Origin of the sequence: Microbacterium pratiae (assembly GCF_047302165.1) — a bacterium.
In the GTDB taxonomy this organism is placed as follows: domain Bacteria; phylum Actinomycetota; class Actinomycetes; order Actinomycetales; family Microbacteriaceae; genus Microbacterium.
The window spans coordinates 2206987-2229665 of the sequence record NZ_CP154843.1 but is presented as its reverse complement, the minus strand read 5'-3'; the positions used below and the strand labels follow the sequence as shown (position 1 = coordinate 2229665).

At 69.5% G+C, this 22679-nt stretch carries 21 protein-coding genes; 6 read left to right on the top strand and 15 right to left on the bottom strand.

The window, feature by feature from the left end:
• Positions 1-3: 3 nt before the first annotated feature.
• Complete coding sequence (locus AA0Y20_RS10565) at positions 4-1020, top strand: epimerase (RefSeq protein ID WP_412939174.1); 1017 nt, start codon at positions 4-6, stop codon at positions 1018-1020.
• On the opposite strand, the gene mnmA is transcribed toward AA0Y20_RS10565, so the two are convergent.
• The gene (mnmA, locus tag AA0Y20_RS10560; protein ID WP_412939173.1) at positions 977-2074 is read right to left on the bottom strand and encodes a tRNA 2-thiouridine(34) synthase MnmA; all 1098 of its coding nucleotides are present in this window, start codon (positions 2072-2074) and stop codon (positions 977-979) included. The two genes, AA0Y20_RS10565 and mnmA, sit on opposite strands and share 44 nt — an antisense overlap.
• Positions 2075-2083: 9 nt before the next feature.
• Complete coding sequence (locus AA0Y20_RS10555; protein ID WP_412939751.1) at positions 2084-3271, bottom strand: cysteine desulfurase family protein; 1188 nt, start codon at positions 3269-3271, stop codon at positions 2084-2086.
• A gap of 43 nt (positions 3272-3314) precedes the next feature.
• Between AA0Y20_RS10555 and glgX the strand changes: the two genes are divergently transcribed.
• The 3 genes from glgX to glgB are packed head-to-tail and all read left to right on the top strand — an operon-like array spanning position 3315 to position 9681.
• Positions 3315-5384: a glycogen debranching protein GlgX gene (glgX, locus tag AA0Y20_RS10550; RefSeq protein ID WP_412939172.1), complete on the top strand. Its 2070-nt coding sequence runs from the start codon at positions 3315-3317 to the stop codon at positions 5382-5384.
• A gap of 47 nt (positions 5385-5431) precedes the next feature.
• Positions 5432-7516, top strand: a complete 2085-nt coding sequence (locus AA0Y20_RS10545) for a maltotransferase domain-containing protein (RefSeq protein ID WP_412939171.1) — start codon at positions 5432-5434, stop codon at positions 7514-7516.
• Positions 7513-9681, top strand: coding sequence for a 1,4-alpha-glucan branching protein GlgB (glgB, locus tag AA0Y20_RS10540; protein WP_412939170.1), 2169 nt, complete (start codon positions 7513-7515; stop codon positions 9679-9681). The genes AA0Y20_RS10545 and glgB overlap by 4 nt, the downstream gene beginning before the upstream one ends.
• Positions 9682-9741: 60 nt before the next feature.
• On the opposite strand, the gene AA0Y20_RS10535 is transcribed toward glgB, so the two are convergent.
• Together AA0Y20_RS10535 and AA0Y20_RS10530 are read right to left on the bottom strand one after the other, a co-directional pair.
• Positions 9742-10686 (bottom strand): tetratricopeptide repeat protein, encoded by a 945-nt coding sequence (locus AA0Y20_RS10535; protein WP_412939169.1) that lies wholly within the window; start codon positions 10684-10686, stop codon positions 9742-9744.
• Positions 10687-12471 carry a glycosyl transferase gene (locus AA0Y20_RS10530; protein WP_412939168.1) on the bottom strand — a complete coding sequence of 595 codons (1785 nt, stop codon included), beginning with the start codon at positions 12469-12471 and terminating at the stop codon, positions 10687-10689.
• A 155-nt stretch (positions 12472-12626) separates the two neighbouring features.
• Between AA0Y20_RS10530 and AA0Y20_RS10525 the strand changes: the two genes are divergently transcribed.
• Positions 12627-13697 (top strand): AI-2E family transporter, encoded by a 1071-nt coding sequence (locus AA0Y20_RS10525; RefSeq protein ID WP_412939167.1) that lies wholly within the window; start codon positions 12627-12629, stop codon positions 13695-13697.
• A gap of 3 nt (positions 13698-13700) precedes the next feature.
• Here the strand turns inward: AA0Y20_RS10525 and AA0Y20_RS10520 are convergent, their stop codons facing one another.
• The 9 genes from AA0Y20_RS10520 to rpsB form a co-directional block, all read right to left on the bottom strand.
• A complete protein-coding gene (locus AA0Y20_RS10520) occupies positions 13701-14420 on the bottom strand; it encodes an alpha/beta hydrolase (RefSeq protein ID WP_412939166.1) in 720 nt (239 codons plus the stop codon).
• The gene (locus AA0Y20_RS10515) at positions 14417-14698 is read right to left on the bottom strand and encodes a hypothetical protein (RefSeq protein WP_412939165.1); all 282 of its coding nucleotides are present in this window, start codon (positions 14696-14698) and stop codon (positions 14417-14419) included. Before AA0Y20_RS10515 ends, AA0Y20_RS10520 begins: the two co-directional genes overlap by 4 nt.
• 11 nt (positions 14699-14709) lie before the next feature.
• Complete coding sequence (locus tag AA0Y20_RS10510; RefSeq protein WP_412939164.1) at positions 14710-15375, bottom strand: transglycosylase SLT domain-containing protein; 666 nt, start codon at positions 15373-15375, stop codon at positions 14710-14712.
• Positions 15376-15438: 63 nt separating this feature from the next.
• Positions 15439-16020, bottom strand: coding sequence for a DivIVA domain-containing protein (locus AA0Y20_RS10505; RefSeq protein ID WP_412939163.1), 582 nt, complete (start codon positions 16018-16020; stop codon positions 15439-15441).
• Positions 16017-17027: a phosphatidate cytidylyltransferase gene (locus tag AA0Y20_RS10500; protein WP_412939162.1), complete on the bottom strand. Its 1011-nt coding sequence runs from the start codon at positions 17025-17027 to the stop codon at positions 16017-16019. Before AA0Y20_RS10500 ends, AA0Y20_RS10505 begins: the two co-directional genes overlap by 4 nt.
• Before the next feature lie 5 nt (positions 17028-17032).
• The gene (gene frr, locus AA0Y20_RS10495) at positions 17033-17587 is read right to left on the bottom strand and encodes a ribosome recycling factor (protein ID WP_412939749.1); all 555 of its coding nucleotides are present in this window, start codon (positions 17585-17587) and stop codon (positions 17033-17035) included.
• A 54-nt stretch (positions 17588-17641) separates the two neighbouring features.
• Complete coding sequence (gene pyrH / locus AA0Y20_RS10490; RefSeq protein WP_412939161.1) at positions 17642-18361, bottom strand: UMP kinase; 720 nt, start codon at positions 18359-18361, stop codon at positions 17642-17644.
• 87 nt (positions 18362-18448) lie between these two features.
• The gene (gene tsf / locus AA0Y20_RS10485) at positions 18449-19276 is read right to left on the bottom strand and encodes a translation elongation factor Ts (RefSeq protein WP_023950948.1); all 828 of its coding nucleotides are present in this window, start codon (positions 19274-19276) and stop codon (positions 18449-18451) included.
• 105 nt (positions 19277-19381) lie between these two features.
• Positions 19382-20278 carry a 30S ribosomal protein S2 gene (rpsB, locus tag AA0Y20_RS10480; protein ID WP_412939160.1) on the bottom strand — a complete coding sequence of 299 codons (897 nt, stop codon included), beginning with the start codon at positions 20276-20278 and terminating at the stop codon, positions 19382-19384.
• A gap of 278 nt (positions 20279-20556) precedes the next feature.
• Between rpsB and AA0Y20_RS10475 the strand changes: the two genes are divergently transcribed.
• Entirely contained in the window at positions 20557-21060 is a 504-nt protein-coding gene (locus AA0Y20_RS10475) for a murein hydrolase activator EnvC family protein (RefSeq protein WP_412939159.1), read from the top strand.
• A 2-nt stretch (positions 21061-21062) separates the two neighbouring features.
• Here AA0Y20_RS10475 and AA0Y20_RS10470 read toward each other — a convergent pair whose 3' ends face one another.
• Positions 21063-21647: a DUF3060 domain-containing protein gene (locus tag AA0Y20_RS10470; RefSeq protein ID WP_412939158.1), complete on the bottom strand. Its 585-nt coding sequence runs from the start codon at positions 21645-21647 to the stop codon at positions 21063-21065.
• 63 nt (positions 21648-21710) lie between these two features.
• Positions 21711-22622, bottom strand: a complete 912-nt coding sequence (locus tag AA0Y20_RS10465; protein ID WP_412939157.1) for a tyrosine recombinase XerC — start codon at positions 22620-22622, stop codon at positions 21711-21713.
• Positions 22623-22679 lie beyond the last annotated feature (57 nt).

Sequence of the window (22679 nt, the reverse complement as noted above, 5' to 3'; positions counted from 1 at the left end):
GTCATGAGCGACACCCCGCGCCGCGCCGTGGTCGCCGGCGCCTCCGGTTTCATCGGTGCGGCCGTGGTCGAGCGACTCACCTCGGATGGCTACACCGTCGACACGATCGGGCGCACGTCGGACACGACCTGGGGCGATTCCTCCGGTATCGACCGCCTGGTGGACGGCGCGGACCTGTTGGTCAACCTCGCCGGCAAATCCGTCGATTGCCGGTACACCGATCGCAACCGCGATGAGATCCTGCGGTCACGTGTGGCGACCACCCGCGAGCTGTGGGCGGCCGTCAGCCGCGCCGCGCATCCGCCCCGACTCTGGGTGAACGCCTCGACCGCCACGATCTACCGCCATGCCGTCGACCACCCCAACTCGGAGGCCGAGGGGCAGCTCGGAAGCGGCTTCTCCGTCGACGTCGCACGGTCGTGGGAGGCTGCGTTCTTTGCCGGCGAGCTGCCCGGCACCCGCCGCGTCGCCCTGCGTATGGCCATCGTCCTGGGCGCAGGGCCCGCGACGTCGATGCTCTTGACGCTCGCGCGTCTGGGACTCGGTGGACCGCAGATCGACGGTCCGATCATCCCGCACCGCCGCTATCGCGGAATCGGCGATCATCCCACCGGCAGCACTCCCCCGTGGCATCGCACCCGAGGGCGGCAGCGCTTCAGCTGGGTGCACATCGACGATGTCGTGGGGGTGCTGCGCTGGGTGGACGAACACGACGACATGACGGGGGTCGTCAACGTCGCGAGCCCGCACGCCTCGGACAACCGCACCCTCATGCGCGAGCTGCGCTCGATCGTCGGGATGCCGCTCGGCATTCCCTCGTGGCGCTGGATGATCGAACCCGCGATGTGGCTGCTGCGGACGGAACCGGAACTCATCCTGAAGAGCCGATGGGTCGTCCCCGAGCGCCTCGTCGCCGCGGGGTACCGATTCCGTTACACCGAGCTGGCGGACGCCCTCCGCGCCGCCGCCGGATCGATCAGGCGTCGACCGGAACGGCCGAGACGGTCCGGTCGATCGTGAACTGTCCCAGCACGCGCGTGCCCTCGTAGACGACGGCGGTCTGCCCCGGAGCCACGCCGTCGAACGGCGTGGCGGGAACGACGACGATCTCGCTCTCGGTGATCTCCGCACGCGCGGGCACGGGGTCCGCGTGGGCGCGGATCTGCACTTCGCAGTCGAAGACACGCCCGGATGGCGCTCGCCCGGCCCACGTGAAGCGGCCGCCGGCGATCTCAGCCGTCGCCAGCGCCTCCTTCGGGCCGACCACGACGCGGTTGTCGACGGGGCGCACCTCGAGCACGAAGCGGGGCTTGCCGTCCGGCGCCGGAACACCCAGCTGCAGCCCTCGGCGCTGACCCACGGTGAACGCATGCGCACCCTCGTGACGCCCGACCACCGCTCCCGTGCGGTCGACGATCTCACCGGTCTCCGCCCCGACCTTCTCGGCGAGCCACCCGCGGGTGTCGCCGTCGGGGATGAAGCAGATGTCGTGACTGTCGGGCTTCTGCGCCACCGTCAGACCGCGCTCCGCAGCTTCCGCGCGCACCTCGGCCTTGGAGGGCGTCGACCCCAGCGGGAAGTACGTGTGGGCGAGTTGGTCCGCGGTGAGCACACCGAGGACGTACGACTGGTCCTTCGCGGCATCCGACGCGCGGTGCAGCTCGCGCCCCTCGGGGCCATCGACCAGGAGTGCGTAATGACCGGTGCACACCGCGTCGAAGCCGAGCTCGATCGCGCGCTCGAGGAGCGCCGCGAACTTGATCTTCTCGTTGCACCGCATGCACGGGTTGGGCGTCCGGCCGGCACGGTACTCCGAGACGAAGTCGTCGATGACGTCGTCACGGAAGCGCTCCGAGAAATCCCAGACGTAGAAGGGGATGCCGAGCAGGTCGGCGGCGCGGCGGGCATCCATCGCGTCCTCGATCGTGCAGCAGCCACGGCTGCCCGCACGGAGGGTGCCACCCGCTCGGGAGAGGGCCAGGTGCACGCCCACGACGTCGTGTCCGGCGTCGACGGCCCGAGCCGCGGCGACCGCGGAGTCGACGCCGCCGCTCATCGCAGCCAGTACTCGCATCGCTTCAGTCTACGTGCGGCGCACACGCCCGGCGCGGGCGGCGGCTGCACGTCGATGCACCTCGGGGAGCGCGGTCAGGAACGCATCGACGTCCGCGTCGGTGCTCGTGCGCCCGAGGGTCAGACGCAGCACGGCGCGTGCATCGTCGGCGTCACGACCCAGGGCGAGCACGACGTGCGACGGCTCGGTCACCCCGGCCTGACAAGCCGAGCCCGTCGACACCGCGATCCCGACCGTGTCGAACAGGAACAGGAGCGTCTCCCCGATCGTGCCCGGGAAGAGCACGTGGACGTTGCCCGGCAGCCGATCCCGCAGATCGCCCAGGATGACCGCCGAGGGCACGAGTGACCGGATGCCGTCGACGAGACGGCCACGCAGGCGCTCGAGGCGGACAGCCTCCTGGTCGCGCTCGGCCTCAGCGACGCGCAGTGCCGCCGCGAACGCCGCGGCCCCGGCGACATCCTGGGTGCCCGCGCGGAGCCCGCGCTGCTGGCCGCCGCCGTGGGCGAGCGGCGTGAGCTGCGCGTGGCGCGACACGACGAGGGCGCCGGTGCCCACCGGGGCACCGACCTTGTGACCGGAGACGGACATGGCGACCAGGCCGGCAGACCCTGCACCCCCGCCTCGCCACGCGGCGAAGTCGAGGGTCACCGTGCCGAGCGCCGCGACCGCATCCAGGTGAAGCGGAACCCCCGCCTCACGCGCCGACCCGGCGAGGGCCGCCGGGTCATTGCGCGTCCCCACCTCGTTGTTCGCCACGAGGGCGGTCGCGAGTGCGGCTCCGGGCAGTGCCTCGGCGAACAGCGCGGGATCGATACGACCGACGGAATCAAGCGGGACGGGCCGGACGGTCGCTCCCCAGCGCGACGCGAGCCACGCGACCGCGTCGATCGTGGCGTGATGCTCTCCGTCGGGCAGCACGATCGGGCCCGTCGCAGGCCCGGCGTCGGCGAGCCAGAGCCCCTTGACGGCGAGATTGATCGCCTCGGTCCCCCCGGACGTGAAGACGACCTCGATGGGCTCGCAGCCGAGTGCCGCCGCGACCGCATCCCGAGCATCCTCGAGGAGACGGCGAGCCGCCTGCCCGGCGCCGTGCACCGACGATGCGTTGCCGAGTGTCTCCTGTGCCGACAGCCACGCGTCTCGCGCCTCCGGCCGGAGCGCGGTCGTCGCAGCGTGGTCGAGATAGACGACCATCCCACCTCCCGGGCGTTCACCGTCGCTCATTACTGTAGATCGCATGCCCGACAGCATCAGCCCGGCCGGACTTCACGATTCCCGCTTCGCCGACCTCGGCGTCACCATCGAGGACGGCGGCGGGACGATCCGCGTCTGGTCCGGGCGAGCGACGACGATCGACGTGGTGCTGTTCGACGATCACGACCTCGACTGGGCGATCGACGAGCGCCCCCTCACGCCCGTCGGGGGCGGCATCTGGGAGGCTCGCATCGAGACTCTGCGGCCCGGTGCCCGTTATGCCCTCCGCGTCGACGGGCCGCACGGCCCCGGCGACGTGTTCAACCCCGAAACGCTTCTCCTCGACCCGTATGGCCGGGGCCTCGTCTCGGGAGGCCCCGGCGACCACCGCTCGGTCGTCGTCGACTCGAGCTTCGACTGGGGCGGCATCGCCAAGCCCCGGGTTCCCCGCGATCGCACGGTCATCTACGAGGCACACGTCAAAGGCCTGACGAAACGGCACCCCGACATCCCGCCCGCGCTTCACGGCACCTACGCGGGACTCGGCCACCCGGCGATGATCGACCACCTGCAGGCACTCGGCGTGACGAGCGTCGAGCTGCTCCCCATTCACGCGTTCGAGAGCGAGCCGCGGCTGCTCGCTCTCGGATTGGCCAACTACTGGGGATACAACACGCTCGGCTTCTTCGCCCCCCACACGGCTTACGCCACGCAGGATGCGCGCCGCAGCGGGCCCACGGCGGTCCTGAAGGAGCTCAAGCGCACGGTGCGCGCGCTCCACGCCGCGGGCATCGAAGTGATCCTCGACGTGGTCTACAACCACACCGCCGAGCTCGAGCTCGGCGGGCCGCGCTCGAGCTTCCGCGGAATCGACAATCGCGCCTACTACCGCCAGCGCGAGGACGGCGCGTACATCGATGTCACCGGGTGCGGCAACGCGGTCGACACGTCGACGGACGCCGCGGCCCGGCTGATCCTCGACTCGTTGCGCTACTGGAGCAACGAGGTGCAGATCGACGGGTTCCGCTTCGACCTCGCCGTCACGCTCGGTCGCGACGGTCAGCACGTGTACGACGCGCAGCACCCGTTGCTGCGGGCCATCGCGGAAGACCCGATGCTGCGCGACGACAAGATCATCGCCGAGCCGTGGGATGTCGGGCTGGGAGGCTGGCACACCGGCGGCTTCGGCGACGGCTGGCAGGAGTGGAACGACCGCTACCGCGACGGCGTCCGCAACTTCTGGCTCGGCGACATCGACTACCTGCGGCGCGCCGGCACCTCGCCATCGGGCGTCGGCGGGCTCGCGACCCATCTCGCGGGGTCCGCACCGCTCTTCGGGGCGGAGCGCGGTCCTCTCGCCGGAGTGAACTTCATCACCGCCCACGACGGCTTCACCCTGCGGGACCTCGTCTCGTACGACGTCAAGCACAACGACGCCAACGGGGAGGAGGGCCGCGACGGCGCCGACACGAATCGCTCGTTCAACCACGGCGCGGAGGGCGAGACGTCACTCGACAACATTCTCGCGGCACGCCGTCGCGCGATGCGCAACCTGATCGGGACGCTCCTCCTCTCCGCGGGGGTGCCGATGCTGACGGCGGGCGACGAGATGGGGCGCACCCAGCTCGGCAACAACAACGCGTACTGCCACGACAGCGCCCTCACCTGGGTCGACTGGCAGCTGGCGGATTGGCAGGTCGACCTCCTCGGGCATGTCAGGACCCTCACACGGCTGCGCGCCGAGAACCCCGCGCTCCGGCCGGTGCGCTACGCCGATGCCGATGACGAAGTGCCCGAGGCATCCGTCATCCACTGGTTCGACGCTGAGGGCGCACCCATGACGCAGGCGTCCTGGACCGACCCGGAACAACGTACGCTCCAGTACGTCGCGACCTCCACGCCGGCGCACGAACCGGACAACTGCGTCCTTCTCGTGATCCACGGGCGAGAGGACGACGCCGAGGTCGTCCTACCGCCGGCCGGTTCGGCGTCCTCGTACGTCTCCCTCTGGTCGAGCGCGGACGAACAGCCCCTCGACCGGGGCGCGCGCTTCGCGCCGGGCGACCGGCTCGCCGTCTCGGGTCCGACACTGCATTTGCTCAGAGCCGAGTAGGACGCAAGCCCGTTTTTCGATCTTCCTGGCCGCGATAGGTTCGAGCCGTGGCATCAACGACGCGCACGACCTCACCCGTCCCGTTCCGCAGCACCGGCGAGATCCCCGGCCGGCCCGCATCCCCCGTCCCCTCGATCGGCGACACGGTCATCGGACGCATCCCCCTTCAGCGGCCCGCCCCCGCGGTCCCGGGCGGCCGCTTCCGGCCGTCGGCCTTCGCCGGCGAGGCCGTGCCGTTCCGGGTCACGGCGTTCCGTGAAGGTCACGATGCGATCGGCGTGCATCTGCGCCTGACCTCACCGGATGGTCGCGAGTCGCTGCACCGCCTGACGCCGCTCAACGACGGGTTCGACCGCTGGTCCGTCCTCGTCGCTCCGCTGGCGGAGGGCGTCTGGCGGTTCCGCTACGAGGCGTTCGGCGACGAGTTCGCCACCTGGCAGCACGCCGCCGCCATCAAGATCGCGGCCGGGGTCGACGTGGACCTCATGCGCGAGGCGGGAGCGCTCCTGCTCGCACGTGCCGCCGCCGAGAAGTCGCGCCCGGCCACCGAACGCAAGCTGCTCGACCGGGCTGCATCGCGGCTGCGAGACACCGGCGCAGACGCCGCGGATGCGCTCGCGGTGGTGCGCGACTCGGACATCGCGCGCGCTTTCGCCGACCGTCCACTGCAATCGCTGGTCACGATCGGCGACGAGCGCGAGCTCCTGGTCGAGCGCGAACGTGCCGGAGTCGGCGCATGGTACGAGTTCTTCCCCCGCTCCGAGGGCGCCGAATCGCGTCCCGACGGCAGCGTCCGCAGCGGAACCTTCGTCACCGCGCGCGATCGCCTTCCCGCCGTCGCAGCCATGGGGTTCGACGTGCTGTACCTCCCCCCGCTCCACCCGATCGGACGCACCCACCGCAAGGGCCCCAACAACACCCTGACGGCCGGTCCGAACGACCCCGGCTCACCCTGGGCGATCGGCGGCCCCGAGGGCGGTCATGACGCCGTCCATCCCGACCTCGGCACCCTGGCGGACTTCCGCGGGTTCCTCGGCGCTGCCTCCGATGCCGGGCTCGAGGTCGCGCTCGACCTGGCCCTGCAGGCGTCGCCTGACCACCCCTGGGTCACCGAGCATCCCGAATGGTTCACGACGCTCCCGGACGGATCGATCGCCTACGCGGAGAACCCCCCGAAGAAGTACCAGGACATCTATCCGATCAATTTCGACAACGACCCGGCCGGCATCCGGGCCGAGGTCCTGCGCGTCGTCCGGCACTGGATCGGGCAGGGAGTACGCATCTTCCGGGTCGACAACCCGCACACCAAGCCCCTGCAGTTCTGGGAATGGCTCATCGCGACTGTCGCAGACGAGACCCCCGGCGTCGTCTTCCTCGCGGAGGCCTTCACGCGTCCCGCCCCGATGCAGGGGCTCGCGATGGCCGGCTTCCAGCAGAGCTACTCGTACTTCACCTGGCGCAACACCAAGGAGGAGCTCGAGGAGTTCCTCACCTCGGTGGCTCACGACACGGCTGACTTCATGCGCCCGAACCTCTTCGTGAACACCCCCGACATCCTCACCGAGTACCTGCAGTACGGCGGGCGCCCCGCCTACAAGATCCGAGCCGCGATCGCCGCGACGGCCGGCGCGTCATACGGCGTCTATGCCGGATACGAGCTCGTCGAGAACGTGGCCCGCCCCGGCTCGGAAGAGAACATCGACAACGAGAAGTACGAGTACAAGCTCCGCGACTGGGAAGGTGCCGAGGCACGCGGCGAATCGCTTGCCCCCTTCCTGACCAGACTCAACGAGATCCGCCGCGCCCACCCCGCGCTCCGGCAGTTGCGGAACCTCTCGTTCCACTGGTCGGACGATGATGCCATCGTCGTCTTCTCGAAGCACCTGCCCGCCGCGCTGACCGCCGACGGGGTCGCCGACACGATCCTGGTCGTCGTCAACGTCGACCCCCACTCCGCACGCGAGACGACGGTGCACCTCGACGCCTCCGTGTGGGGCGTGGCACCCGGCGACGAATACGAGGTCGAGGATCTGCTCAGCGGGTCGGTCTGGACCTGGAACGACCACAACTATGTGCGCCTCGACGCGTTCGTCGAGCCGGTGCACATCCTCCACGTGAAGGAACGCCGATGAACGCCCCCGCAGACCACGTGCTCGACTCGGTCGCCACCGGCTCGTACCACGCGCCCCACGATGTGCTGGGTGCCCACCAGACGGCGGACGGGTGGATCATCCGGGTCCGACGACCGTTGGCACGCACCGTCACCGCGGTGTTCGCGAAGCAGCCGGAGGCATCGTTCCGTCACCTTCGCGGCGGGGTGTGGGAGGCGGCGCTCGACGAACGGCCCGATGCCTATCGCATCGTCGCGACGTACGACGATGCCCCCGCATGGGTGGCCGACGACCCGTACCGCCACCTGCCGACGATCGGCGAACTCGATCTTCATCTCATCCGTGAGGGTCGCCACGAAGAGCTCTGGCGTGTCCTCGGTGCTCACGTCCGCATCCACCACGGCGTGCCCGGCGTCTCGTTCACGGTCTGGGCGCCCAACGCCCGAGCGGTCCGCGTGATCGGAGACTTCAACGGGTGGGACGGCCAGGGGCACGCGTTGCGCTCGATGGGCGACTCCGGTGTGTGGGAGCTCTTCGTTCCCGCGCTGGCAGCCGGTGCGGTCTACAAGTTCCAGATCCTCACCGCCGACGGGGCGTGGATCGACAAGGCAGACCCCATGGCCCGCCAGTCCGAGGTGCCGCCTGCCACGGCGTCGATCGTCGCCGAGAGCACGTACGAGTGGGAGGACGACGCCTGGCTCGAGCGGCGAGCTTCCTCGACCCCCGTCTCTCAGCCGATGTCGGTCTACGAAGTGCATCTCGGCTCGTGGCGAACCGGTCTCGGCTACCGCGAGGCCGCCGAACAGCTCATCGACTACGTGCTGGAGCAGGGCTTCACCCATGTTGAGTTCCTGCCGCTCGCCGAGCATCCCTTCGGCGGGTCGTGGGGTTACCAGGTGTCCGGGTACTACTCCCCCACCAGCCGTTTCGGTTCCCCCGACGACCTGCGGTATCTCATCGACCGGCTGCACCAGGCCGACATCGGCGTCATCATGGACTGGGTCCCGGGACACTTCCCGAAGGACGCGTTCGCGCTCGCGCGCTTCGACGGGCAGCCGCTCTACGAGCACCCGGACCCGCGCCGCGGCGAACACCGCGACTGGGGCACCCTGATCTTCGACTACGGCCGCAGCGAAGTGCGGAACTTCCTCGTCGCGAACGCCCTCTACTGGTTCGAGGAGTTCCACGTGGACGGCCTTCGGGTCGATGCCGTCGCCTCGATGCTCTACCTCGACTACTCGCGTGAAGAGGGGCAGTGGGAGCCGAACGTGCACGGCGGCCGCGAGAACCTCGAGGCGATCGCGTTCCTGCAAGAGGTCAACGCGACCTCGTACAAGCGCTACCCGGGCATCGCCATGATCGCCGAGGAGTCCACGAGCTTCCCGGGCGTGACCGCTCCGACCGAATGGGGCGGCCTCGGCTTCGGCTTCAAGTGGAACATGGGGTGGATGAACGATTCGCTGCAGTACATCAAGCGCGACCCGATGTATCGCGGTCATCACGAGGGCGAGCTGTCGTTCTCGTTCGTCTACGCGTTCAGCGAGAACTTCGTGCTGCCCATCAGCCACGACGAGGTCGTGCACGGGAAGGGAAGTCTCTTCACCCGGATGCCCGGCGACCACTGGCAGAAGCTCGCGAACATGCGCGCCTACCTCGCGTACATGTGGGGGCACCCGGGCAAGCAGCTGCTGTTCATGGGCCAGGAGTTCGGCCAGATGTCGGAATGGTCCGAGTCGCGTGAGCTCGACTGGTGGATGCTGGACCAGCCGGCGCACCGTGGCCTGCACGCGTTCGTCGCGGACATGAACCGCACCTACCGGGAGCAGTCCGCTCTGTGGTCGCGCGATTCGGACGGTGAGGCGTTCTCCCGCCTGGGCGCGCCCGACTGGAACCCCAACGTCATGGCGTTCACTCGCCGCGACCATCACGGCAACACCGTCGCCGTGATCTGCAACTTCTCGGGAGTGCCACTGCACGACTACACCCTCGAACTCCCCGCTGACGGCGCGTGGCGCGAGGTGCTCAACAGCGACGCGGAGGTCTACGGCGGCTCGGGGGTCGGTAATTTCGGAACGGTGCACGCCAGCGACGGGCGCGCGACGATGGTGATCCCGCCCCTCGGTGTGCTGTGGCTGCACCACGCCCCCGACGCGCCGACGGTGGTCCGGGCGGACACGGCGGACTGAGCGAAACGACAGGGGCCCGGCTCGTCACCAGCGTGACGGGCCGGGCCCCTGTCGTTCGTGTCAGAACAGCAGCGACGTCAATCGCCGTCGTGCGGCCAGGACGCGCGGGTCGGCGTCCCCGACCAGACCGAAGAGTTCGAGAAGCCGGTCGCGCACGGTTGCACGGGCGTCGCCGTCGACGGCGGCGAAGAGGTCGAGGAGACGCGCGAAGGCGTCGTCGACGTGTCCCCCGGCGACGTCGAGGTCGGCGACGCGGAGCTGAGCGTCCACATCGTGCGGAGCAGCCGCTGCGGCGGCGCGGGCCTCGCCGAGGTCGACGCCCTGGACGCGGTCGAGCAGCTTGACCTGCCCGAGTCCTGCCTGCGCGTCGGCGTCACGGGGGTTCTCCGCGAGCGCACGCTCGTACGCGCTGATGGCCCGCGGGTAGTCGCCCGCCTCGATCGCGGCGAATGCCTCTGCGTGCAGCGGAGGGAGCGGCGGTTCCGCGGCCTCTTCGGGCGCGTCCGAGGCCTCGCCCACGGGGACGGTTCCGGTGACGCCGTGCTGAGCGGCCAGCTGGAGCAGCTGCGCGAAGACCTCGCGAACCTGCTGCTCGGGCACGGCCCCCGTGAACAGCGGAACCGGCTGGCCGGCGACGAGCGCCACCACCATCGGGATCGACTGCGCGCGGAACCCCTGCGCGAGCTGCGGGTTCGCATCGACGTCGACCTTCGCCAGGACCACGCGTCCGGCGAGCTCGGTGACGACCTTCTCCAGAACGGGACTCAGCTGCTTGCACGGCCCGCACCACTCCGCCCAGAGATCGACGACGACCGGGACGGTGCGGGAGAGTTCGAGGACGTCGCCGAACGACTGGTCGGTCACATCGAAGATCAGTCGAGACGCACCGCCCGCAGGCGGTTCGGCAGCCGTCGTTCCGCCCGGCGCGGGCGCCGCGGGCCGGTTACGCAACGACGACAGATCCAGGGCTCCACGGAGCACGGCACTGGGGGACGGATCGCTCATTCAGACAACCTTCGCTGAGAGGACATTGGATCGATATCCGAGGAACTGGATCGGCTCGGACGAGCCCGCACCGGGCACGAAGAAGAAGAGCTGGTCGGCGTACGTCGTCGTGAAGCCCGTGGACGATTGCGAGACGCCCGTCAGCGCGCTGGCCACCGGGTTGGTGTCGGGCACGTTGATGACGGCATCCGGGTTGCTCGGCGTGAACGTGTGGTCCTCCGTGATCGTGACCGCGACGACGGCACCGCTCTCGAGAGTCTGGAGGGCGATCGGTGCCTGCGTCCCCGCCTGGGTGGTGAACGAGACGGTCCCGGTCTCGGCTCCGGTCTGGTTGAAGTCGTTGACGATCTGCTCACGGTTCGAGGTGACCCCGGACCGGAAAGCATCGCCCTCGGCCTCGAACAGGTTCGCGAACGGGCTCGCATCGCCGTTGGTGAGGAGATCCGCATAGGCGGCGGCGAGATCCTTCGGAGGCAGCACGAGGAACGGCGAGTCGGGGGCGACCTGCGCGGCGCCGAGATACGCCGGCGCGAGTTCCGGGAACGAGTCGGTGGCGAGCTCGGCGATGTACCCCAGCTTGTAGTTCGACCAGGGGTCCTGCTGGCTGACCGTCATGATCGTGTCCGCCGCGCCCTCGCCGCCTTCGACGACCGCGAGGAACGTCCGCGGCCATTTGTCGAACGTCTCGGGCAGCAGGATCTCGAGCGGCTCCGATGGGACGGGAGGCAACGGCGCGCGGTCGGCGATCTTCGACCGGAGCGTGTAGTTCGTCTCGCGCTCGGCCAGTGCAGGACCCGCGAGTCGCGTGCCCGCGAGAGCGGCATCTGCGCTGGCGTCGGCGGTGGACACGTCCTCCGCGATGCGCGTCAGGATGCGCTCGGCCTGCTGCTGCGTCACGGCCGGGGGCGCCTGGTCGGGATCGGCCACGACCGTAGCGGTGGGCGAGGGCGTCGGGCTGGGCGCGAGCTGCGGCCAGGCGTCTGCGGAGCACCCCGACAGCGCGACGATCGACACGAGCGGGAGAGCGAGAAGAGCCTGGCGGCCACGGGTCAGACGGCGTCGCGGCGGTGTCGACGAGATGACACCCTTCGCCTCGTCGTCGACCGCGAGATCGATCGGCTGTGTGGCGGTCATCGGAAGACCCTTCCGTCGCGGTCCCCGCGAGCGGCGGAGGTGACGCCAGCCGAGCGCGTACATGACGATGCCGAAGGCGAGGAGGATGCCGCCCCCGACGATCAGCGGACCGGCCCACGGGGTGTTCGACTCGATGGGCCACGTCACCTGGATGTCGGCGGGTGCGGGAGCCGACCCGTCCGACGCGATGAGGACGCTCATGTCCTCCGGCAGCTGCAGCGACGTCGTCAGCGCGTCATCGCGCTGGAACTCCTCGAGCCAGAGGTCCGAGCCGACGGGCGAGGGCATCTCCGCGACGGCACCGTCAGCGCCGGGAGCGGGGGCGGATGCCGCGGCGACCTCGGTGGTCGTGATCGCACCGTCCTCGTCGACGCCGAGCTGCGTGTAGTCCGTGCGGGCGAGCCAGGCCGTCACGTCGGACGAGCGGCCGTAGGCAGCGAAGACGGTGCCCGCGCCCTGGACGCTGAGCGACTGCGCGCCGGGTCGCGATGTGAGGACGGAGCCGTCGATCAACGTGAACGGCGCATCTGCCGACACCGTCACGGATTCCGTCACGGACTCGGGTCCGCGCAGGACCGTCCGCTGCGCGATGCCCGCACCGATCATGACGGTCGCCAGGACGAACGCGACAACAGCCCACACGAAACGCACGAAGAAACACCTCTCCACATCCGGAACGGGACCACCGAACGCTTGATCGACGTTCCAGAGTATCCAAAACGACCTGAAAAGGTCGTGAAAGGGGCGCCTCCCGCCGAAAGCCCGCCCGGATCGTAAAGTGAGGTGACTCGACCCCGGAGGCGTTCGTGAAGTTCCAGAACCCGTTTCGCACCGCACTGATCGCCACGCTCGGCGTCGGTGTCGGCATCGTGATCATCGGGGGCATCCAGACCCTCTCGACCATCCTGCTGTATGTGGGGACCGCGCTGTTCCTCGCGCTCGGGCTCGATCCCGTCGTCTCCTGGCTCGAGAGACGACGACTGCCCCGCTGGGCCGCGCTGCTCATCACGTTCGCCGCGCTGCTCGCGGCCTTCGCCGGCATCATCCTGATGGTGGTTCCGATCATCGTTTCCCAGATCTCGCAGCTGGTGGCGGCGATCCAGGACCTCGTCACGAACGGCGACTGGGACCCGGTCAACGCCGTCAAGGACTGGCTGACCGTCACGTTCCCGCAGCTGAACGTCGACGAGCTGTTCCAGTACCTCTCCGACTGGTACAGCTCACTCGACATCGGGGCGATCGGCGGATCGATCACCGGCTCGATCATCCTGATCGGCGGCGGGATCATCAGCGGCTTCACCGGCGCCGTCATCGTGCTGATCCTGACGATCTACTTCACGGCGTCCACCCCCAACCTGAAGGCCGCCGTGTACCAGCTGGTGCCGGCTTCGCGGCGTCCTCGCTTCGTCGATCTCGCCGAGCAGATCACGGCGTCCGTCGGCTTCTACGTCATGGGCCAGGTCTCACTGGGCGTGATCAACGGCGTCCTCAGCGCGATCTTCCTGAGTGTGATCGGGGCGCCCTACCCGGCCGTGCTCGCCGTCGTCGCCTTCTTCTTCTCGCTCATCCCGCTCGTGGGAACCCTGACGGGGTCGGCGATCATCGTCCTGACATGCCTGATCCCCGGTCTGGCCGAGCCCCAGACCGCCCTGGCGGCGGCGATCTGGTACCTCGTCTACATGCAGGTCGAGGCCTACTTCATCTCACCGCGCATCATGAACAGGGCGGTCTCGATCCCCGGTGCCGTCGTCGTCATCGCCGCGCTCGCGGGCGCGGCGCTGGGACAGCTGCTGGGAGCGCTCGTCGCGATCCCGGTGGCAGCCAGCATCCTGATCATCTACCGCCAGGTCGTCATCCCGCGGCAGAACGAGCGCTGACCCTCAGTCGTCGTCCCACTCGTCTGCGAGCGGCAGCGCATCGGGATTGACCGCCGCGACGATCTCGGTCAGCACACGTCGCGTCTGGTTCTCCCCCACCCACAGGTGCTTGCCGCCGTCCACGGCGACGAGCGTCGCGTGCGGGATCGCCGCGAACCGCTCGCGGGCTTCGGCCGGTCGGAGGTAGTCGTCGAACTCGGGCACGACGATGACGACGCGTCGCGCGTCACCGGCCCACGCGGCGACCTCGTCGGGTGTGGCGCGGTGCAGCGGCGGCGAGAGCAGGATCACGCCCTCGATGTCGTGGTCACGGCCGTACTTGAGCGCGAGCTCGGTGCCGAAGGACCAGCCGACGAGCCAGGGCCGAGGCAGGCCCCGCTCGCGGACGAACGTCATCGCCGCTGCGACGTCGAAGACCTCGCCCACGCCACCGTCGAACGAGCCCTCGCTCGTACCGCGCGGCGACGTGGTGCCTCGGGTGTTGAAACGCAGCACCGCGAGGTCGGCGAGAGCGGGTAGACGCCCGGCAGCCTTCCGCAGGATGTGCGAGTCCATGAAGCCGCCCGCGGTCGGGAGCGGATGCAGGGTCACGAGCGTCGCGACCGGCTCGCGGTCCTGCGGGAGCGCGAGCTCGCCGACGAGCGTGAGGTCGTCGAGAGTGTGGAGCTCGATGTCCTCACGCCGCGCGGGGAGCTGAACGGGCCCCCGGATCTCGAAGCTCATGCGATCCTCCAACATGCCGAATGCCAATGCCGCCGGGCGGCGAGGTCGGCAGCATCCCCCAGGACACCGTCGGCTCGCCAGGCCACGAGGTGAGCCGCCCCCGACGCGATCTCGCGTCCGCAGCCCGGGCACGTGTACGTCTTCTGCGCCTGCGCCGCCGACACCGGCTGAACGGTCCACTCGACGCCACGACGCGTCTCGGAGCGCTTCCATCCGCTCAGCAGCCGATCGAGCGAGTCGTCGCGTGGATCCGGCCGTCTTCTGTTGGAACGGGGCATGACGACTACCGTCACCACCAGTGGTTGCTGGACCAGAACGCGTACGCATCGCCCCAGCTGCCGTAGCGGCCGACGGCGTACCCGTTGGCCCACTTCAGGTTGTCGACCGGGTCGTAGCCGCTTCCGGGAACCTTGCTGCAAGGGTAGGCCTGCACCAGCCCGCACGCCCCCGAGGAGGCGTTGGTCGCGTTGGGGTTCCAGCTGCTCTCACGCGACACGATGTAGTCGACGTACCCCCAGTCGCTCTCGGGGATGCCGGCAGCGCTCAGCCAGTCCGTCGAGGATCCGCCGCCGCTGTACATGACGGGAGCCGATCGCGACGCGCCTGCACTCTCGCCGTCTGCGGGAGTGGGCGTCGGCGTCGGGGTCGGCGTGGGTTTGGGTGTGACGTAGACGGTGAAGCCGCTGCGGTCCAGCTGCGCCGGTGCGAGTGTTCCGCCGTCGGTCGCGAGAGCCTGGGCGTCGCCGCGCGAGTCCGCCCAGAGCGACACCACCTCTGCGGGCTTCTCCTGCGCCGCCGCGAGCGCCGTGCCGAGCGGGGCCAGCGCGCCGCCGGCCATCCCGAGAGCCGCCACGGCGGCGAAGACGGCGGAGACGTTCCGCCGGCGCGACCAACGCGCGGGCGGCTGCGACGCCGAGGCACGGACGACCGGGGGGCGCGTCGCGCGCGTGGTCACAGTCGAACGGGAAGTCACAATGCCCCTGAGTTTAGCGATGCGGTGCGCATGTCTCCATCAGACTCACCCGATGGCGAGGATGACGGACACGACGCCGTCCAGCACGGCGTCGACCTGCGCTTCACGGTAGCCACCGCGCTGCATCCGGAAGGCGACGGAGCGCACCTGCTCCACGGTCAGGGGTTCGCCGGATTCGAGGTAGCGCGTGATGCGGTCCGCTACCAGGTCGACCTCGTCGATGCGGTAGCCGTACGACAGCAGGCCGACGCGGTCGAATCGCCGACGCCCGGGCCGCGACAGCCGGTCCAGGATCTCCTGCGCGAGGTTTCGCGAGCGTCCCACCCACGCGCGGGCGCCAGCGCGCGACAGCGCGCGCTCCCGCTCGCGCGCGGCGAAGGCGTCCTCGATCCGTCCGATCGCCGCGTCTACGGCCGCGACGGCGTAACCGCCCCGGACGAGGGGGAACGCGGTTGCTCGGATCGTGGCGGAGTCGAGGTCGTCGGCGTCGGCGTCGGCGTCGGACGATTCGAAGGCTTCGCGCGCGCGCCGCAGGAAAGCGTCGACCGCCGCACGGTCGTACCCGCGCACCCGGCCGTGCACCTCGGGAAACGCGCTCGTGGACAGGGAACTCTCGGTCGAAGTCATGGCATCACCAGGGGGGACAGAGCGTGGAACAGGACGAGAGCGAAGACGGTGGAAGGAAGGATCGAGTCGAGACGGTCGAGCACTCCCCCGTGTCCCGGCAGCCATGAGCTCATGTCCTTGATGCCGAGATCGCGTTTGATCATCGATTCGGCGAGGTCGCCCACGGTTGCCGAGCCGAGGATCACGAGCCCGATGATCAGGCCGGTCCAGGCGGGCAGCCCCAGAAGCAGCCAGGCGAACCCGACCGCGACGAGCATGGCGACGACACCCGCACCCGCGAATCCTTCCCACGTCTTCTTGGGGCTGATACGCGGAGCCATCGCATGCTTGCCGAACGCCAGACCCGCCGCATACGCGCCGGTGTCGGCGCCGACCACCACCGCGATCATCGCGAGCACCCAGAACTCACCGCCGTCCTCGCGCAGGAGGATCAGCAGAAGGCTGCCGAGGAACGGCACGTAGAGCTGGACGAAGCCGCTGATGAGCACATCGCTCAGGACCTCTCCGTATCGGCGGCTCTCGGTGCTGACCATCTGGGCCATCAGGCGCCATACGACCACGGCGACCACGGCGGCGAACACGACGACCCAGTGGGTGCCCGCGTCGAGCAGGAAGCCGGCCGCCAGCACTGCCGCTCCGGCGACGAGCTGGGGCCCGACATCGACCCGACGCCCCGCGGCCTGGAGCGCGCGAACGAGTTCGAAGACGCCCAGGAGCGCGACCGGGATGGCGAAGAGGACGAAGACCCACTTCACGAAGATGAGCGAGCCGATGACGACGACGCCGATGGCGATGCCGATGAGGATCGCGAGGAACAGATTGCGTCCGGTACGCGCGTTGATGCGCTCGTTCGCCTGCTCGAAATCAGCTCGGGCCTTGCCGATCTGGTGTTCGAACTCCGTCCGCGCGGCGCGCACCTGATTCTGGAACGCCGAATCTCCGTGCTCGCGTGAACGGGAACGCTCCCGCTCGGATCGAGACGGGGCGTCGTCGCCGGGTGCGCTCATCGGTCTCAGACCTCGAGAAGCTCGGCCTCTTTGCGCTTGAGCGCGTCGTCGATGAGGTCGACGTGGGCGCGAGTCAGGCCGTCGAGCTCCTTCTCAGCGCGCACGAGCTCGTCCTCGCCGACCTCGCTCTTCAGAGCGTCGAGCTCGTCCTTCGACTTGCGCCGGATGCCGCGCAGGTGGACCTTGTGGTCCTCGCCCTTGGAGCGGACGAGCTTGACGTACTCCTTACGGCGCTCCTCCGTGAGCTCGGGCATGGTGACGCGGACGAGGTTGCCGTCGTTCGTCGGGTTCACGCCGAGGTTCGGGGTGTCGCGGATGGCCTGCTCGATCGCCTTCAGCGCCGACTTGTCGTACGGCGTGACGATGATCGTCCGGGCCTCCGGCGTGTTCAGCGACGCGAGCTGCGCGAGCGGAGTCGGCGACCCGTAGTAGTCGACGAGGATCTTCTGGAACAGAGCCGTGTTGGCCCGCCCCGTTCGCACGGTGGAGAAGTCCTCCTTCGCCGCGTCGACGGCGCGTTCCATGCGGGCTTTCGTGTCAGCGAGGATCTCGGGGATCACGTCACTCCATTCGTCGGTACGTCCGGTCAAGTCTAGTCTGCGGGCGGGCGCGCCTCACACGGTGACGAGCGTGCCGATGCGCTCGCCCAGGAGGGCACGCGTCACGTTGCCGGCCGGCTCCATCCCGAACACGCGCATATCGATGCGGTTGTCCATGCAGAGGCTGAAGGCCGTGGAGTCCACGACCTTGAGACCGCGCTGCAGCGCCTCGCCGTAGGTGATGCTCTCGATCCGCTGCGCCGTCGGGTCCTTCTTGGGATCAGCGGTGTAGACGGCGTCCACGCCGTTCTTCGCGACGAGCACCTCGTCGGCCTTGATCTCGAGCGCGCGCTGGGCGGCGACGGTGTCGGTGGAGAAGTAGGGCAGACCGGCGCCGGCGCCGAAGATCACGACGCGGCCCTTCTCCATGTGGCGCTCCGCGCGGCGCGGGATGTACGGCTCGGCGACCTGCGTCATCGAGATGGCGGACTGCACACGCGTCGCGGCACCCGCCTGCTCCAGGAAGTCCTGCAGCGCGAGGGCGTTCATCACGGTGCCGAGCATCCCCATGTAGTCGGCGCGGCCACGGTCCATGCCGCGCTGGCTCAGTTCGGCTCCGCGGAAGAAGTTCCCGCCGCCGACGACGATGGCGACCTCGACCCGGTCGACCGCCTCCGCGATCTCGCGGGCGATCTGGCCGACGACGTCGGGGTTGACGCCGAGCTGGCCGGCTCCAAATGCCTCGCCCGACAGCTTCAGCAGGACGCGGCGGCGCCCGGTCTTCTCATCGTTCATCGTGTCCCTCTCGTCGCTGTGTTGCAGAGTATCGCCCGGATGGGCATGGAAAAGGCCCGCATCCGAGGATGCGGGCCTTTCGGGCAATTACGCGCCGACCTTGAACCGAGCGAAGTCGGTGATCGTGATACCGGCGTCCTTGGCGACCTGAGCGACGGACAGCTTGTTGTCCTTCGCGTAGTCCTGGTCGAGCAGGGCGACCTGCTTGAAGAACGCGCCCACGCGACCCTCGACGATCTTCGGGAGGGCGGCCTCGGGCTTGCCCTCGTTGCGGGAGATCTCGGTGACGATCTCGCGCTCCTTCTCGACGTCGGCCTCGGGAACGTCCTCGCGCGACAGGTAGCTGGGGTTCGCGAACGAGATGTGCTGCGCGATCGAGCGCGCGGTCTCCGCGTCCGAGCCCGAGTACGCCACGACGACGCCGATCTGCGGGGGCAGGTCCTTGCTCGTCTTGTGCAGGTAGATCTCGAACGCGTCGCCGGTCAGGGTGCGCACGCGACGCAGCTCGACCTTCTCGCCGATGATCGCGGCCTCATCGTTGATGAGCTGCTCGATCGTCTGGCCCGACGCGTCGGCGGCAAGGGCAGCCTCGACGGAGTCGGCGGATGCCGCAGCGGCGGCGTCGGCGACCTTGTCGGCCAGTGCGATGAAACGGTCGTTCTTCGCGACGAAGTCGGTCTCGCAGGCGAGCTCGACGAGCGTGACCTTGCCGTCCTGCTCGCGCGCGACGACAAGGCCCTCGCTCGTGGAGCGATCGGCACGCTTCGCGTTGCCCTTCGCGCCCTTGAGGCGGAGGATCTCGACGGCCTTCTCGACGTCGCCGTCGGCCTCTTCGAGGGCCTTCTTGGTGTCGACCATTCCGGTGCCGAGCTGCTCGCGCAGAGCCTTGATGTCGGCGATGGTGAAGTTTGCCATGAGTGGCGGCTCCTTCTGTCTGTGGGAAATCTCGTGGATGCCGATCGGCGCGGCCGGGCTCAGCCGCGGCCGCGCCGATCGTAGCGGGTCAGGAAGACGCGCTGATTACTTCTCGGTCGCCTCGGCGGCGACGGTCTCGGCCTGAGCCTCGGCGCCGGCCTCGTCGGCGGGCGTCTCGGTCGCGGCGACCTCGGCGTCAGCGCCCTCGACCACAGCGGTCTCAGCCGGAGCGGTCTCAGCCGGAGCGGTCTCGAGCAGCTCGCGCTCCCAGTCGGCGAGCGGCTCGGCCTCGGCCGACTCGTCGGTCGGCTGGTGGCGCTGGATGAGGCCCTCGGCCGCAGCGTCGGCGATGATGCGCGTGAGCAGGCTCACCGAGCGGATCGCGTCGTCGTTGCCGGGGATCGGGTACTGGAACTCGTCGGGGTCGGCGTTCGTGTCGAGGATGCCGATCACGGGGATGCCGAGCTTCTTGGCCTCGTCGATGGCGAGGTGCTCACGCTTGGCGTCGACGACCCAGATGGCGGAAGGCGTCTTCTGCAGGTTGCGGATACCGCCGAGCGACTTGTGCAGCTTGTCGAGCTCGCGCTTCTTGAGCAGCAGCTCCTTCTTGGTGAAGCCGCTGGCAGCCGGGTTCTCGAAGTCGAGCTCCTCGAGCTCCTTCATGCGGGCGAGGCGCTTCGAGACGGTCTGGAAGTTGGTCAGCAGACCACCGAGCCAGCGCTGGTTGACGTAGGGCTGGCCCACGCGGGTCGCCTGCTCGGCGATGACTTCCTGCGCCTGCTTCTTGGTGCCGACGAAGAGGATGGTGCCACCGTGGGCGACCGTCTCCTTGACGTACTCGTAGGCGCGGTCGATGTACGACAGCGACTGCTGCAGGTCGATGATGTGGATGCCCGAGCGCTCGGTCAGGATGAAGCGCTTGACTTTCGGGTTCCAGCGGCGGGTCTGGTGCCCGAAGTGGACGCCGCTGTCGAGCAGCTGGCGAATGGTGACGACGGCCATGGCCGTTCTCCTTCTGTTTGGGTTGATTCCCCGGACCGACGGCCCGGTGCTCCTGGCGCCCGACGCACTTCCGCTCGCCGCCGGAGCGGGAGACCTGGGGAAGATGCGCCACGATCGGGAGACCGATCGCTCAGGGCACGCGTAGTCACCTCGACGAGCGAGGTGCGGTCATCAGTGTAGCAGTCGGCCGCTCCTCCCCGAGGCTGCCGTCGGTGCGTCGATCCCCGTGTCGGGGCAGCCGCGTTCCGCAGCGACGGCCTGGCGTCCAGCCTCGAAAGGTGACCCGCCCTGTGACCCGGCTCCTCGCAGCAGCCCTCATCGTGACGCTCGGCCTGCTGACCGGATGGTCGATGTCGGGCACGGATGCCGCGGCGCCGGGCGGCGGATGGGTGATGCCGCTTCTCGACGCGACGGTCGTCCGCGGATTCGAAGCGCCCGCGCACGCGTATGCCCCCGGCCATCGTGGGGTCGATCTGTCGGCTCCCGGAACCCCGGTCCGCGCTCCGGCTGACGGGACGATCGCCTTCGCCGGCCCGGTGGCCGGCCGGGCGGTCGTCACGATCGATCACGGACAGGGCTGGGTGACGAGCCTCGAGCCGGTCGAGACGGCCCTGCAGCCCGGAACGGCCGTGTCACGTGGAGATCACGTGGGCACCGTGTCGCCGGGCGGCCACACCGGCGACGGCAGCATCCATTTCGGTGTCCGTCGCGACGGTGAATACATCAATCCGCTGATCATGGTGACCGGCCTGACGCGCCCTGTCTTGTTGCCGTGCTGCTGAGGTCAGCCGGCCCCGACCGTGTTGCGGTCACCGCTCTGGGACACGGCTCCCAGGCGGTCCGCTTCGACACGATTGTCATTGCCCGCCACCGATACCGCGCCGATCTCGTCGGCTTCTACGACGTTCCGGTCTCCCGCGATCGTCACGGCTCCGACGAAGACGGCGTCGACGTCCGCGTTCTGTCCCGTTATCTCGAGCGCGTCGACCGATCCGAGGTCGATCTCGATGCCATCGCCGCTCGCGACCACTCTTCCGACGCGCGCTCGCTCCAGGTCCACGTCGAGCGAAGCGCCCTCGATGCGAACGACGGCGCACTCTCCGGCGAAGGCGACGTCGACGTCGGAGCCGCGAATCGCGACGACGTCGTCGATGCACGCGAAGTCGTCCGCCCCGGGCGCCCCCGGAGCCGTGGCGGAGGATGGCGTTCCCGGTGTCGCCCCGGGTGAGGCCGAGGGCGCCGACGAGCCTGCCGGCGACGTGGGCCGGACGATGCGGTCGGGTTCGTTCGACGTCACCGGCGTGCACGACGCGAGCATCGCGACGAGCACCGTCGCCCCCATCGTCGCCGCTGCGGCAGGTCTCCTCATGCGCGTCCCCCCGTCGTGAGCTTCCGTGATCCTCACGCTACGACGGGCGGGCCCGCCGCGCCATCATGCACGCGGGTGGGCTTGTCGATATGCGGCAGCGAGCCGCTCCCCCGACACGTGGGTGTAGATCTGCGTCGTCCCGAGGCTCGCATGACCGAGGATCTCCTGCACGGCACGCAGATCCGCGCCGCCGTCCAGTAGATGAGTCGCGGCGGAGTGCCGAAGGGTGTGCGGCCCGACGGCATCGACCCCGAGCGCGGGACCGAGTTCCGCTGAGACGGTCGCGTAGACAGCGCGCGGGGTCAGGCGACCGCCCCGAGAGCCGAGGAAGACCGCTCGGGCGCCGGCTGTTCCCGCGGTCGCCCGTGCCGCGAGCACCGGGCGACCACGCACGAGGTATGCCTGGGCCGCGTCGAACGCCGGGCCGCCCACGGGCACCACCCTGTCCTTCTCGCCTTTTCCCGTCACTCGCACCGTGCGGCGTTCGCGGTCGATGTCGTCGATGTCGAGGCCGCACAGCTCGGATACGCGGATGCCGGTCGCGTAGAGGAGCTCCAGGACCGCGTGGTCGCGCAGCCGCAGAGGATCGCCCTCGGCGGCGCGCACCCGCAGATCGTCGAGGACGGATGACATCGTTTCCGCGGTCGCGACTTTGGGCAGGGTCTGCGCCCGCTTCGGCGACGCCAGGCGCAATGCGGGATCCCTGGCGATCACGCCGCGCTCGGTCGCCCACGCGAAGAAACCACGCGCCGTCGCGGTACGGCGAGCGAGGGTGGACCGCGCGTCGCCCCGTTCGCTCGCGCGCCAGACCCAATCGCGGAGCACCTCGATGTCGACGTCTGCGAGCTCGATGTCGCCGGCTGCCGCCGCCAGATCGCCGAGGTCGTTGCGGTACGCGCGGACGGTGTTCTCGGAGAGTCTGCGGACGCGCAGCAGGTGGTCTGCGTACGCCTCCGCCGCCTCCGAGATGAGCATGCAGCAAGCATGACCGATACGACGTTGCCGCCATGCCAGGCTCGCGGGGAGCGGGCG